At 62.2% G+C, this 12,047-nt stretch carries 15 protein-coding genes; 6 read left to right on the plus strand and 9 right to left on the minus strand.

Annotation, left to right across the window (positions count from 1 at the left end):
* Positions 1 to 1,183: 1,183 nt before the first annotated feature.
* The 4 genes from FEF27_RS08660 to FEF27_RS08675 form a co-directional block, all read right to left on the minus strand.
* The gene (locus FEF27_RS08660; protein ID WP_166429974.1) at positions 1,184 to 1,534 is read right to left on the minus strand and encodes a phosphoglycerate mutase family protein; all 351 of its coding nucleotides are present in this window, start codon (positions 1,532 to 1,534) and stop codon (positions 1,184 to 1,186) included.
* Positions 1,491 to 2,585, minus strand: a complete 1,095-nt coding sequence (locus tag FEF27_RS08665; RefSeq protein ID WP_138170465.1) for an N-formylglutamate amidohydrolase — start codon at positions 2,583 to 2,585, stop codon at positions 1,491 to 1,493. Before FEF27_RS08665 ends, FEF27_RS08660 begins: the two co-directional genes overlap by 44 nt.
* On the minus strand, positions 2,585 to 3,748 hold the full coding sequence (locus FEF27_RS08670; RefSeq protein WP_166429975.1) for a metallophosphoesterase: 1,164 nt from the start codon (positions 3,746 to 3,748) through the stop codon (positions 2,585 to 2,587). The genes FEF27_RS08665 and FEF27_RS08670 overlap by 1 nt, the downstream gene beginning before the upstream one ends.
* Before the next feature lie 68 nt (positions 3,749 to 3,816).
* Positions 3,817 to 4,212: a hypothetical protein gene (locus FEF27_RS08675; protein WP_138170467.1), complete on the minus strand. Its 396-nt coding sequence runs from the start codon at positions 4,210 to 4,212 to the stop codon at positions 3,817 to 3,819.
* Between the two features lie 132 nt (positions 4,213 to 4,344).
* Between FEF27_RS08675 and FEF27_RS08680 the strand changes: the two genes are divergently transcribed.
* Together FEF27_RS08680 and FEF27_RS08685 are read left to right on the plus strand one after the other, a co-directional pair.
* Entirely contained in the window at positions 4,345 to 4,560 is a 216-nt protein-coding gene (locus FEF27_RS08680; RefSeq protein WP_166429976.1) for a helix-turn-helix transcriptional regulator, read from the plus strand.
* A 125-nt stretch (positions 4,561 to 4,685) separates the two neighbouring features.
* Positions 4,686 to 5,270: a DUF1648 domain-containing protein gene (locus FEF27_RS08685; protein WP_138170469.1), complete on the plus strand. Its 585-nt coding sequence runs from the start codon at positions 4,686 to 4,688 to the stop codon at positions 5,268 to 5,270.
* Between the two features lie 40 nt (positions 5,271 to 5,310).
* Here the strand turns inward: FEF27_RS08685 and FEF27_RS08690 are convergent, their stop codons facing one another.
* Positions 5,311 to 5,523 (minus strand): hypothetical protein, encoded by a 213-nt coding sequence (locus FEF27_RS08690; RefSeq protein ID WP_138170470.1) that lies wholly within the window; start codon positions 5,521 to 5,523, stop codon positions 5,311 to 5,313.
* A gap of 183 nt (positions 5,524 to 5,706) precedes the next feature.
* On the opposite strand from FEF27_RS08690, the gene FEF27_RS08695 reads away from it, so the two are divergent.
* Entirely contained in the window at positions 5,707 to 5,967 is a 261-nt protein-coding gene (locus FEF27_RS08695; RefSeq protein ID WP_138170471.1) for a hypothetical protein, read from the plus strand.
* Here FEF27_RS08695 and FEF27_RS08700 read toward each other — a convergent pair.
* Positions 5,964 to 6,857: a LysR family transcriptional regulator gene (locus FEF27_RS08700; protein ID WP_166429977.1), complete on the minus strand. Its 894-nt coding sequence runs from the start codon at positions 6,855 to 6,857 to the stop codon at positions 5,964 to 5,966. The genes FEF27_RS08695 and FEF27_RS08700 overlap by 4 nt on opposite strands.
* Before the next feature lie 116 nt (positions 6,858 to 6,973).
* Between FEF27_RS08700 and FEF27_RS08705 the strand changes: the two genes are divergently transcribed.
* Together FEF27_RS08705 and FEF27_RS08710 are read left to right on the plus strand one after the other, a co-directional pair.
* A complete protein-coding gene (locus FEF27_RS08705) occupies positions 6,974 to 7,849 on the plus strand; it encodes an EamA family transporter (RefSeq protein WP_138170473.1) in 876 nt (291 codons plus the stop codon).
* Positions 7,850 to 7,908: 59 nt separating this feature from the next.
* Positions 7,909 to 8,556 (plus strand): LysE family translocator, encoded by a 648-nt coding sequence (locus tag FEF27_RS08710; protein WP_138170474.1) that lies wholly within the window; start codon positions 7,909 to 7,911, stop codon positions 8,554 to 8,556.
* 58 nt (positions 8,557 to 8,614) lie between these two features.
* Here FEF27_RS08710 and pdxR read toward each other — a convergent pair whose 3' ends face one another.
* Complete coding sequence (pdxR, locus tag FEF27_RS08715) at positions 8,615 to 10,033, minus strand: MocR-like pyridoxine biosynthesis transcription factor PdxR (RefSeq protein ID WP_138170475.1); 1,419 nt, start codon at positions 10,031 to 10,033, stop codon at positions 8,615 to 8,617.
* Between the two features lie 81 nt (positions 10,034 to 10,114).
* Here pdxR and FEF27_RS08720 point away from each other — a divergent pair, with 81 nt between their 5' ends.
* Complete coding sequence (locus tag FEF27_RS08720; protein WP_138170476.1) at positions 10,115 to 10,792, plus strand: pyridoxamine 5'-phosphate oxidase family protein; 678 nt, start codon at positions 10,115 to 10,117, stop codon at positions 10,790 to 10,792.
* 34 nt (positions 10,793 to 10,826) lie between these two features.
* Here FEF27_RS08720 and FEF27_RS08725 read toward each other — a convergent pair whose 3' ends face one another.
* On the minus strand, positions 10,827 to 11,489 hold the full coding sequence (locus FEF27_RS08725; RefSeq protein WP_138170477.1) for an HAD family hydrolase: 663 nt from the start codon (positions 11,487 to 11,489) through the stop codon (positions 10,827 to 10,829).
* 36 nt (positions 11,490 to 11,525) lie between these two features.
* Positions 11,526 to 12,008, minus strand: a complete 483-nt coding sequence (locus FEF27_RS08730; protein WP_166429978.1) for a VOC family protein — start codon at positions 12,006 to 12,008, stop codon at positions 11,526 to 11,528.
* Positions 12,009 to 12,047: the final 39 nt, after the last annotated feature.

Consider the following 12,047-nt stretch of genomic DNA (forward strand, 5'->3'; position numbering starts at 1 on the left):
TCAGAGACCTGCTCGGCGGGAACGGTGCCGACCTCGAAGACTGTTTCGGTGGTGATCGTCATGCGGGGTTCCTCTTCCAATAGTGGGATGCCCCAGCCCTTATAACCATCAGCCCGGGTGTCTCACCTCAGTCTGGCAGGTAGGGGCACCCGGGGTGCCATCCTTATTGAAGACGTCGAACAGCTCGTCGAGAACTACTACCACCACGTGCAGATCACCGCTGCTGATAAGGAAGCTCTCGGCGGAATGCTCCACCACGAGTTCGACCGGCTCATGGCCGCCGAAACCGATGAGCTGAACCAGCTGACCACCAACCGTGACCGANCCGAAACCGATGAGCTGAACCAGCTGACCACCAACCGTGACCGACTCCAACACGAACAAGAACGCCTGCTGCAAGCCCACTACGCCGACGCCATCCCACTCGCTCTACTCAAACGCGAACAAGACCGCATCCTGGGTGAACTAGACCAGGTCAACCGACGCATCGACGCCCACCACGGCGAGTACATCGAGGCCAGAAACCACCTCGAAGACGCCCTGACCCTGCTCGCCAACTGCGCTGACATCTACGCTCGATGCGACGACACCAACCGGCGACTATGCAACCAAGCCTTCTTCACCAAGGTCTACATCGACGAAGACGACAAGCTCCGCGTCGAGCACCAACGCCCCTTCGAGATGCTGCTCGACCCCCAGATCAACGGCAACGCCCTCAACTGGAGCCGAGACGACAACAAGGCCCGAACCCCCGCCAACGAATCGTTGGGCAAGGGTTCGAGCCTTGTGCGTAGGGTGGGCCCTGCGGGGCTCGAACCCGCGACCAGCGGATTAACCTGCCACTTCGACTTTCGCCGCCGCCCCTTCGGGGCGTTCGTGGTCTGGACTGTCCCTTCACCGTAGCTTGCGCCGTAGGTGCCACCCGTCCAGTCTCTACACCTTCCAAGACGTGGTCTCGGCTTGGCTCGGGATTGCCATCTAGATTCCATCTAGGAAGGGTTCCCCGACTTTGAGTGGTGTCATCCCCAGCGTTTCCACCGAGGCGCTCCTATTTGAAGTCCGATGCTCTACCAACTGAGCTAAAGGCCCATGCAGCGCGCTGCGCTGCCTCCCACTATTCAGTTTGGTTGCCTTCCAGGCTCAGGGGGCCGGAAGCCCTTTCTGCCCAGAACAGCATCCTCTATCATAGCCCATCTGACTCTTGCCGTTCACTTCGCCGCTGAAGATCTTCTCTCCGTGCTTCGAGTCCGAGGTGGCCTGCGGTCTGCCGGGTACGCACATAGGGCGAGCAGTAGAACCGGGTGGCCTCTTGTCCTCGCAGCTGGGTGTAGGCGGTGGGAAATTGGGCCTCTCGCAAGTGTTGGCCCACGATCTGGGCCTGCCTCTGCCCAGTCTGAGTCAGTTGCCACTCACGCCCAGGGGTGGTCACAGAGTCATCGGTGTAATGAGACTCCTCGCCCTGCCTGGCCAGGGCACCGGCAACGTTGCCCTCAGACTCTCCGTGTCGGATCAGGATCAGGTCCAGCGGCATCATCGTAGGCCTCCTTGTCATCCTCAGTCATGGCCGTGGTCTTTCGTCCAGGCAACGGTGTGGTGCCGGTTCTCCGTCGTGCGTTGTGTCTGGCTTCTCGGCCGGGTTCTTCATGCTCCAGCCAGATCCGTCGGATCGCGACCCGCAGGTCAGACAACCGCACCTCAGGGACCTCATCGGTTCCTGGATTCTCGTAGGAACCTGTGCGGCGGGGCGTATGGTCAGCATCGAGATAGACGTCCTGTCGGACATGGCAGTCCACCGCAGTAACCTCGGGCCTGCCGACGTAGCCTGCTGGCACGAAAGCCCCTGAGTACGGCTCATTGACCGCGGCCAGGCCCTCGATCCTCAGCCTCTCCAACACCCCTTCGATGCGTTGGCTGTGCTGCGCCCCGTCCACCCCGAGGCACCAGGCAGGCCCCTGGTGTTCACCTGGGGCCGGGGTGGGGGTTCCGTGGGCGTGGAGGTTGATGATCAGCACTTCAGCGAAGCGATCCAGGATCCTCTCCAGGGTCTCGCAGAGCAACTGGTGGTAGGCCGCATGAAGCTTCTCGGTGGCACTCTCTGGGTGCTCGTAGGGGTCGAAGGTCAGCCGGGAGTGGAGGTTTTTGACCACATAGGGGGCGCCGTCGTTGGCTCGATTCCAGGCGCTCTGTACACAGTGATCCACGCCGTAGTCGGCGGCATCACGGACCCGGGCCAGCAGACCAGGGTCTTCGGTGGCCCGCTCACCCTGGGATAGGTGCCCGTCCCGGGTGTACTCAGAGGGGACCCGAAGACCTGCATGCGGAATGTGCACCAGCACCGGGAGGTTGCCGTCCATCACCCGCGCCTGCAGATCCTCACACCCGGTCTGTGGAGCGCGCCCAAAGACTGCCAGATCCTCATAGATGTTCTCCGCGGTCTGGGCCTGGAAGTAGAAGTCCTTGACCCGGCGAAGCTCCTGATTCCGCCGGTGATACCAGGCCCATTTCCCCATGACCCCGCCCCCGGTGTTGAGCACCGGGGCAAGCTCAAAGTCCTGGGCAGTGCTGCGTGCTGGGTTCTGCGCCATCAGTGATCCCTCCTGTCTTCCGGCGGATCGGGCAGCAGGCCACCAGCCCGGGAGACCATGAACTCCCGGGCACGGGCGTTGGCACTCTGTTCCAGGGCCTCGACCATCCGACCGAGCCAGGCGCCCTGGGGCTCGTCCGCGGCTTCGGCGATGAGCTGGTTCCAGTGAGCCGAGCGGCCTTCGTCGAAGACCCGCAGGAAATCCTCGGTCTCCCAGACCCAGACCGGTTTCTCCGGCCAGACTCCGAGCTGGCTGCGGTCCACCCCGGTGGTGACCGGTGGAAGCGGCACCCATTCCACGCGCGGCTCCGCTCCCTCCGCCTGGTCCTGCTCGTCGGGCAGGTGGAGGAGACCGAGGTTGGCATCGGGCATCTGATCACACTCGGTGGCGACCACAAGGGTCTGGTGATCGCAACCCTCGATCTGGACCAGTTTGGAGTCCTTGACGTGATAGTGCCCGTGCGCCAACACCCGAGGCTTCACGGCTTGGAAGGCTTCATCGAGGCGTCGGCGTCCTTCGGTGGCATAGGCCAACACCTCCGCTGAACGGCCGAGCGGGGTCTGGATGATCTTGGCGACCATGTCGGTGCCGTGCCAGGGCTCCGGGGCATCGTGGGTGAACATCACATCGGCCGTCCCACCGGCGACGACGGTGGCGACGTCGTCGCCGGTGATCATCTCCTCGATCCACCACGACTGCCCGGTGATGCGGTGTTCGAAATCCACCGACGGCGCACCGCCCAGAGACACGAAACTCCACCCGCTACGTGTGAACCGGTGACCCCGGGGCAGCAACGCGATCCGCTCCCTGGCCCACATCACCGCACCCAGCGCCTCGAAATCGGCATGGATGTCATGGTGGTCCCGGTTCTGGGCGGAGAGTTGGGAGATCTGGTGATAGTCCTCGTGGTTGCCCGGGGTGACGACTAGTCGCATGCCGAGCTCGTCCAGGACTTCCTGGAGGGCGTCGAGATACTCAGTGCCTTTCTGGCCGGGCCAGATCCCGAAGTCTCCGAGCTGGAAGACCTCTCGCACGCCCAGTGAATGCAGACGACGCAGGCATCGGATGGCCGAGGAGGTGTTGGCGTGCCAGTCCCCGGCGATCGCCACAGTGGCACCCCGGAGGGCTGTGTCAGTGTCCTGGGTAGGTTCGGGGCTGCTCATGAATTTCAGCCTAGAGGGCCCCACCGACATGGAATCCGTGTGCTGCAGTCGATCTCGTGGCCCAGGGGTCATGACGGGTCCTCCGGATCAGTGGCGGCCCGGGTATCGGCTAGGCGCTCGATCTTCTGGACCTCCGAGCTGATCCGCCAATGCTCCCAAAACACTGGATCATCTGGATCGTCGTACCAGAAGTAAGGACGCTCCCCAACTTTCGGCCACCAGACCACTCGGGTGAGCGGGACCGGTCTCTGGTCATGTCCCATAGACCCGGACTTCGATGCTGCCGAAGGCATCCGCACGTAGGTCATCTGATCCAGATCCCAGAGATGGAGAGTGCCCTGAGTGGTGATCAGCCACCGGCCCGTGCTCTGTGGGGTGAGCTCATCGGCCTGTTCGCCGGTGGTCTCCCACTGGTGATCGCGTTGGTTCGCATCGTAGGTCTCTGTGGTGTCGTTGGTATCCATGCCCTGTGAGTGTCCGGAAGCCCCAACAAGGTGCGCAGCACACACACGAGGGGTCGAAGGGACCCCGCCGGACGGGCTGGCCCCCGTTGACGACCCCCGGCCGGGCGCTACCGGCATATGAGCACAGCAACTATGGAAACCAAGACAGAGGCGACGCCGACAATGCCGAAGCTATGGACCCGGCAGGAAGCTGCCGACTACCTCGGAGTCTCGGCCAAAACGCTGGCGAACTGGGCCTCCAACGGCATCGGCCCACCCTACTTATCCCTCTGCGGCGGGTCGGTGCGCTACGACCCTGAAACCCTCAGCGCCTGGTTACAAGACCAGCTCCAGAGCACACATGGCTGAGCGCAACTGCGCATAGGCGCCATCTGGGACACCACAGCCCTGGAAGCCGTGCGCTGACAGTCCTCCTCGTCGTCGTCCAGTTTGAAATAATCCCTGGAGAGGATCTGAGGGAGGACAAGGTGACGATGCCGGAGAAGACAACAGGCAGCGAGCCGGTCAGTGACTATGTGCAGGCCCGGCGACTGGGGGTTCCCTTCCGTAACGCAGACGGGGTGCTGGAGTACCCCACGATGCGCAGCCGTCCCCAGCCAGACTTCACCCTGGACCAGTTTCACCGGTTTCTGCTGATCGGCAGTCTGCTGGTTGCGGTGCTCTATACCGTGTGGATGGTGGTGCGTATCCCCTCGATGCCGGATCAGGTGCCGATGCACTTCACCGCCGACGGATCAGTCAATCGGTACGGCTCACCCTGGGAGATTCTGGGCATGGCTACGGTGATGCTCGCTGCGATCATCGGATGCGCGATCCTCACCCGTTTCCCGCGGACCTATAACTACGGGCTGGGCAAAGTCACCGAGGGCAACATCCAGGCCCACTACAAAAACAGTGTCCAGATGATGATCTGGACCGTGGCCACCGTGACACTGATTTATGTGATCGCACTCGGCGGGATCGCCGGAGACTGGCCGATCAGCCCGTGGGTGTGGATCGGGCTGGCAGCAATGTTGGCCAGTCAGGGGTTCTTCATCTACCGGATGTCCAAACTCTGAACCCATCACGCCTGCCCTGAACGGAGCCGGCCACCACGGCTCAGCGCCAGGTGCCGGTCCAGTCGTAAAGTTCCCCGTTGGTGCGGTACTCCCGCAGTGAGGTGATTAGACCTCCATCGACGGTAGCGATGCTGGTGCCTTCGAAAGAACGACGACGCCCCTGCCAGGTGAAATCAAAGACCCACTCGGCTGCTTCTCTGCCCGGTGCGGTGAACGATGAGCTGGGGCCTGCTGAGTGCGCAGTGCGGGCCATGACGCTTAGAGAGGACAGGTCGCCCCCGGCGGGGTGAGAGGGCTCAAGGGTCAACGACTACACTTTTTACCTACTATGCGGTGTAGAAGACTCGGTGTTGTCGGCCCGGTTCTCGTGCTGGCGGGATCGGTCACCGGTTGCTTCAGCGACACCGGTACTGATCTTCAGGAGCAGCCCTGGATAGTGGTCTCATCTAACGGAGAAGCCGGAGAGATGATCTTCACCAGCAGTACTATTCGTCATGACTCCAGCGAGTTCACCCGGGGCTACAGCTACACGCTGGAAGAAGACGTTCTCTCCCTCGAGATTGAAGACGCCACTGAGCCAGCAGAGCTGGTTTTCCAGGTCGAGCGTGAAGGACAGGACTACCATTTGGTCCCCGAGACGGAACAAACTCGAGATGAGCTGGGATCACTAGTGCTTTCCCCAACCCAGGAGGACTAAGACAACGCACAGTCCTCCAGCTGTGCGGCCACCAGCCGGATCAGAGGAGCGTTCTCACTGCCTGCTCGGGTGGCCAGGAGCAGCTGACGTGTAGGTGTCGGTTCTCCGGTCAGCGCTACTTGACGGGTGTTGGGGTGGTGGTAGGGGGCGAAGCGTGAGGTCAGGCTTACGGCTCCGGTGGCGTGGACCAGTGCGCCGACGGCAGCCCAGTCTCGGGCGTAGTGCACCACCGTGGGGGTAAAGCCCGCGGCGTGGCAGGCGGTCATGACTTCATGGTGACTGGCCTGCCCTGGGGCTGGCACTACCCAGGCCTCATCCGCCAGCTCGCGTAGGGACACTGTTGTCTTCTCGGCCAGCTGGTGGCCTACCGGGAGTAGCGCATCGATGGGTTCCTTGCCCAGGTCTGTCTGGTGGAAGCGGGAGTCGCCGCGTGCTGGGATTCCTTCTTCGACCACGGCCAGGCAGAGGTCGGCCTCACCGGTGGTGAGCCGGTGGAAGCTGCCCGGAGCCTGGTCTTCGATCACATGCAACTGCACCCCGGGATGTTCCTGAGCCAGCTGCGGCAACAACGGCGCGATGAGCGCGGTCACTGCTGAAGGGTGGGCGACAAGGGTGATGCTCCCGGCCGGCTCCTCTGTGGTGGTGAGTCTGGAGCGGGTGGCTTCCCAGCGGTGATGGGTCTCATCGGCATATTCCACCAACGCTTTACCTGCTGGGGTGAGTTTCACCCTGCGGCCCTCGGGCTGGAGAAGTTCCACCCCGAGCTCTTTGGCCAGCTCCTGGATCTGGCGCGAGACCCCCGAGGGGCTGCGGTAGAGGGCGTGCGCAGCCTCGGTGACCGTGCCCAGGTGGGCGATCATCCGAAGCAGCTCGATCCTCCGATCCAACATGCACTCAAGGTACATGGTTGCTGTGCATAAACGGAACTAGACCGCAACGCTCTCCTATCGAAACACTGAGAGCCAACACCAACCGAACCAGTACGCCTGAGGAAGAGAGGACAGTTGTGGGAGAGGCCCTTGGTATCGCAGCCGCGATCATGTTCGGGACATCTCATTTCTTCAACGGAGTTCTCTCCCGCCGAGCACCGGCACTGAGTATCGCGGTCTACTCCCAGGCTGGTGGTGCGGTGTTCTTCCTGGGCTGGGGGTTGGCTGTGTTCTGGGGCCGGGGTGAGCTTGAACCGATGGGCCAGGACGATGCTGGCTGGGCTGTGCTTTCAGGAGTAGGAGCCGCAGTCGGGGTGGCGGCTCTCTATGAGGGGATGAGCAGGGCGCATATCGCGGTGATGGTCCCGGTGACCAGCATCGTCTCAGTGGCGGTGCCGTTCATCCTCTCAGTCACCCTTCTCCACGAGCCTCTGCAGCTGTATACGGCGGTAGCCGGAGTTATGCTGTTGCCCGCGATATGGCTGCTCAGCCGGCCTCCGCGCCACAGCATTGCTGATCAGGCCACACCGGATACCAGGCAAGGTGTGGAGGCTGTTGGCTTTGGGCTGGTGGCCGGTGCCGGTTATGCCACACAGCTCTTTGCCCTGAGCCAGGTCACCACTGCTGCCCCGGCTGAACCGTTGCTGACCGGACAACTGGTCAGCCTGGTCCTGCTGCTCGGCCTGGCATGGATCAGAGGCACATCCCTGAAGCTCCGCAGCAGTACCGGGTTGGGTGCTGCGGTAGGTGTGATGGCCGCGGTTGCCATGGCGTTCTACCTCTTCGCCACACGCCACGCGTTGTTGGGTCCGGTGATGATCGCCGTCGCCCTCTACCCAGCCCTGCCGGTGATTCTTGCTGTACTGCTGCTGAAAGAACGCCTCAGCCGCCCCCAAGCTGCAGGCCTGCTCATCGCAGCGATCGTGGTCCCGGTTGTTAGTCTGAGCAGCTAGTGCCACCGGCCTCCGCCGAACCAGGTGGCACGCGTGAGTGAGAGGAACCCTGGACCCCGGTGATCGTTGAATGGCACATCTTCCTGGCCCTGGTGCTGGTCAGTTACATCTCCCCGGGCCCGGACACGGTGATGATCCTGCGGGCCAGTGCCCGAGGGGCACGCGTGGGCCTCGCAGCGGCTGCAGGTGCCTTAGCCGGGTTGAGCGTGCACATGATCATCAGCGCAGTGGGACTCTCAGCACTGCTGGTCGCCGCCCCAGCCAGCCTCACCGTGCTGTCTGTGGGAGGCGCTATCTATCTGGCCTATCTCGGTGTGCGGGCCATCCTGGCCAGCCGGAAGATCCGCCGCCAACCGGCAGACCTGACAGAAACTGCGACCACACCCGGCCGCAGCGCTGCGGCACGTTCGGCCTTCCAACGCACCCTGTTGACCAACCTGATGAACCCGAAGGTCATCCTGTTCTTCGTCGCCGTGCTGCCCCAGTTCATCGACGAGGCCTCCGCCTGGCCAGTGTGGCTGCAGCTGGGCATCCTCGGAGCCGCTGATGTACTGGTCGGGGTGTTCTACCTGCCGGCCTTCGTGCTCTTCGGCGCCCGGGTCTTCCGCAGCATAGGCAACCGCGGCCTGGCCAACCTCGAGATCGGTGTCGGCCTATTGCTGCTGGTCTTCGCTTGCGCTCTTGTGATTGATGCAGTGTCCGGCTGACGGGTCCTGTTTCAGAAGGTGCTGATTACGGCTGCCCCACACTGGTCGCAGGTGATTACTAGCGCTTCGTGGCAAGAATCTCTTGGATTTGCCCCAGCGCCTGACTCAGGTGAACGCTTGAGGTCTGGCCGTAGCCGATGACGAGTCCATCCTCTTCTTGGGGAAGGCCTTCTGCGTAGTAGGAGGAGAGCAAGGCCACCTCTGTTCCTCTGGCCCTGAGCTGGGCAGCTAATTGCGGTGCCTGGACCGGGGTGTGCAGCACCGCATGCAGGCCGCCGGAGGTTGCCGAGACCTGCACACCGGCTAGCCCGCTCAGCCGTCTTATCAGGAGATCTCTGCGATGTCGGTACTCTCGGCGCATCCTGGCGATGTGACGGGCCAATCCGCCAGATTCAAGGTATTCGGCAAGAGCGACCTGCTGCAGATATGAGACCGACGCGCCGATACCCGCCCTGGTGCGGATCAGCTCACGGCCGAGGGCACCGTCTGCGTAGATGTATCCGGTCCGGAGGGCGGGGGTGAGAACTTTTGAGAAGCTTCCTATAGTCATGACCCGCTCGCCTTGGGAGAGGGTGGACAGTGCTGGCAATGGTGGCCGGCCGTGCCGGAACTCGCTGTCGTAGTCATCTTCTACCACCACAGCCTCATGGCGTTCTGCCCAGCGCAGCAGCGCTAGCCGATCGTTGATGCTCATCAGCCCGCCCAACGGATACTGGTGGCTTGGGGTGGTAACTACGGCGTGAACCGATGTGGGGATTTTTTCCACCGCTATCCCGGCATCGGAGCCTGTGGGCACCGTCTGCACCCGAGCTCCGGCACCTTCCAGGGCTTGCCTCGCTGCTGGATAGCCAGGGTCCTCTACAGCGATCTGAGCGGTGCCATAGATGCGGTTCAGAGTCAGTGTGATGAGCACAAGGGCCTCTGCTGTCCCGCTCGTAATGTGAATACTCCCCGGGTGGGTGATGATGCCCCGGGCTCGTCGAAGATGTTCAGCAATGGCCACGCGCAGGCGCAGGCTTCCTGACGGTTCCTCCTCGTGAAGGGCGGCATCTGGAAGGTCGGCGGTAGCTTTTCGCCACGCTGACTTCCACAGCGGGTCCTGACCCAAACCTTGTGTCCAGGGGTAACCGGGGCGAAGATCCAGCACAGGCCGGGGGTGCTCTGGGACTGTTAGGACAGCAGGAGAAGTGCGGGATTCCTTTTCATTCTTCGACTGCCCGAGGTGGTCGAGTGCGGCGACGAAGTGCCCCTTGCCGGGGTGCGCCACGAGGTAACCTTCGCCCACCAGTTGCTCCATGACGCTGACTACTGTGCCCCGTGAGACACCCAACTGCTGTGCCAGAGGCCTGCTGGCTGGCACAGGATCTCCCGGGACTAATCGCTTCTGGAGAATGGCGCGCCTGAACTGACCAGCTAACTGTTCCTGAAGACTCGACTCAGCGTCACGGTCCAGGGTGATCGCAAGCTCGACCTTCATAGACGGCACCTTCACTGGTCTAGTGATTTTTTAAGAAACTGGCCTACTTAGTGAACCAGATGATGGCTGATCATCGAAGACATGCCAGAGCTCCCAAAGTTGCCCGTCGATGATCAGACCCGCATCGGTCGCATGCCGCACTACCAGAAGACCGAGCGAGCAGATCTCTATGCGTTGCTAGACCAGGCGCTTGTCGCGCATGTTTCCATCACCCGTGATGGAGCCCCCATCGCATTACCCGTCGGTTTTGCCCGGGAGGGCGACTCGCTGTTGATTCACGGCTCCACCGGCAGCAGGTTCTTCCGAGAGATCGCCACCGGCAAAGAGGTTTGTGTCAATGTCACCCTCTTGGAAGGCATCGTCTATGCGCGATCGTTTTTCGACAGTTCAATGCGCTATCGCGCAGCGGTGATTTACGGACAAGCCACGCCTGTGCCAACAGAAGAGAAAGAAGCTGCACTGCTGACACTGGCCGAGCACCTGATGCCTGGACGATCTCAGGAAGTCCGTCCGATGACAAAGAAGGAACTGGCTGCCACCATGGTGCTGCGGATCCCGCTGGAGAAAGCCAGCGTGAAAGACAACAGCGCCTCCAGCGCGGATGAACCAGGCGATGATCCCACCATCTGGGCCGGGACCCTACCTTTGACCACAGTCGCCGGCGAACCCGAAACCTCCCCAGCCACGAACAGCGGGGTCCCCCTACCGCCCTCCGTGAGCACACTGAGAGAGCGCCTCCACGTACGCTCTGCGTCCTAGGGGAGCATGGCAAGAAAGAAAGGCGCCGACCTGTTCAGCCTATTAGGTCTCTGACCTCGAAGAGTGAATCCACCACCACGTCCGCGCCTGCACCCACGAGCGCCTCAGGATCGACAGTAGTGGCCAGGGCGACTACGTATGCGTTGGCGGCTTTGCCGGCTCTGACCCCGGAGGGTGAGTCCTCTAGGACGAGCGGTCGCTGCGCTACCGGCCCCATTGATTCTGCAGCGGCCAGATATACCGCAGGTGAGGGTTTCGCCGGCCCGGTCTCTGCTGCGCTGAAGATCTTGCCGTTGAAGTGCGCAAGCAGTCCTGTCTTCTCCAGTTGGAGCTCGACTTTGGCTCGCTCTGAGTTCGAAGCGCAGGCGATCCGCCCTTCAAAGGCATCCTCGGCATAAGTGACAAGTTCGGCAGCGCCGGGAATCGGTTGAAGCTGCTCGCGCAGGGCGGCGTCTCGGCGGCGGGTGAACTCCTCCACCCACCCTTCGCCTACGCTGCAGCCGGTGTGCTGTTCCACCCGTGCCTGGACTCCTTCCAGCGAGGAGCCGACAAAGGTCTGCAGGCACTGCTCGATGCTCATCTCCCACCCCAACGCGGCGACTTCATCACGGAGCACCTGATTCACGATGGGCTCAGAGTCCACCAGCACTCCATCACAGTCAAACAGCATCGCATCAATTCGGGATCTCAGTGGCATGGGCGCTCCTTTGTCGCTGAGTGATCTGGTGAGGGTTTAGCCCATCGTCTCCAGGGCGATGACCGCGCCCATGTTCTTGTCGTGGAAACGCACCACGGCGCCGTCCTCGGCGATTTCGAGCAGCCGGTTGCGGGCGTTTCCTCTGTCATCGAAGTCCAACCGCGGGAACTTGGCTCGAAAGCTCTCGATCCCGGTGCGGGTCACGAACTGCAGGTGCCGGACACCCTCAGCCTCTGTGCCGGTCTTCGGCTGAGGCAGCTCCACGAAACTCACCGACCAACCGGATGACTTCAGCCGGCGATGAAGCTCGAAGACGGCAATCAGGCGTCCGTTGACCTCGCTCTCGCTGATCAGCTCTCCCAGTTCCGAGAGTTCTGTCTTGACCTGGTCATAGCGCTCGTTACTGGGCACCTGGAGGCACAGGGTGTCATTCTGCACCAGCTCATCACGCACCCCCAGGCGGTCGATCAAGGAATCGGCGTCGGCGATGGCGGTGTCGTAAAGCTGGGCGATATTCACAAGCAGATACGCTACATGGGGCGAATCGGAGACCAAGGG

Source organism: Nesterenkonia sphaerica, from assembly GCF_005771565.1.
GTDB lineage: Bacteria > Actinomycetota > Actinomycetes > Actinomycetales > Micrococcaceae > Nesterenkonia > Nesterenkonia sphaerica.

Coding starts and splice junctions, on each gene's coding strand:
- FEF27_RS08720 (WP_138170476.1), top strand. CDS start 10,115: ATGCCAGAGCTCCCAAAGTTGCCCGTCGATGATCAGACCCGCATCGGT.
- FEF27_RS08675 (WP_138170467.1), bottom strand. CDS start 4,212: ATGGATACCAACGACACCACAGAGACCTACGATGCGAACCAACGCGAT.
- FEF27_RS08680 (WP_166429976.1), top strand. CDS start 4,345: ATGGAAACCAAGACAGAGGCGACGCCGACAATGCCGAAGCTATGGACC.
- pdxR (WP_138170475.1), bottom strand. CDS start 10,033: ATGAAGGTCGAGCTTGCGATCACCCTGGACCGTGACGCTGAGTCGAGT.
- FEF27_RS08725 (WP_138170477.1), bottom strand. CDS start 11,489: ATGCCACTGAGATCCCGAATTGATGCGATGCTGTTTGACTGTGATGGA.
- FEF27_RS08670 (WP_166429975.1), bottom strand. CDS start 3,748: ATGAGCAGCCCCGAACCTACCCAGGACACTGACACAGCCCTCCGGGGT.
- FEF27_RS08665 (WP_138170465.1), bottom strand. CDS start 2,585: ATGGCGCAGAACCCAGCACGCAGCACTGCCCAGGACTTTGAGCTTGCC.
- FEF27_RS08700 (WP_166429977.1), bottom strand. CDS start 6,857: ATGTTGGATCGGAGGATCGAGCTGCTTCGGATGATCGCCCACCTGGGC.
- FEF27_RS08690 (WP_138170470.1), bottom strand. CDS start 5,523: ATGGCCCGCACTGCGCACTCAGCAGGCCCCAGCTCATCGTTCACCGCA.
- FEF27_RS08660 (WP_166429974.1), bottom strand. CDS start 1,534: ATGATGCCGCTGGACCTGATCCTGATCCGACACGGAGAGTCTGAGGGC.
- FEF27_RS08685 (WP_138170469.1), top strand. CDS start 4,686: ATGCCGGAGAAGACAACAGGCAGCGAGCCGGTCAGTGACTATGTGCAG.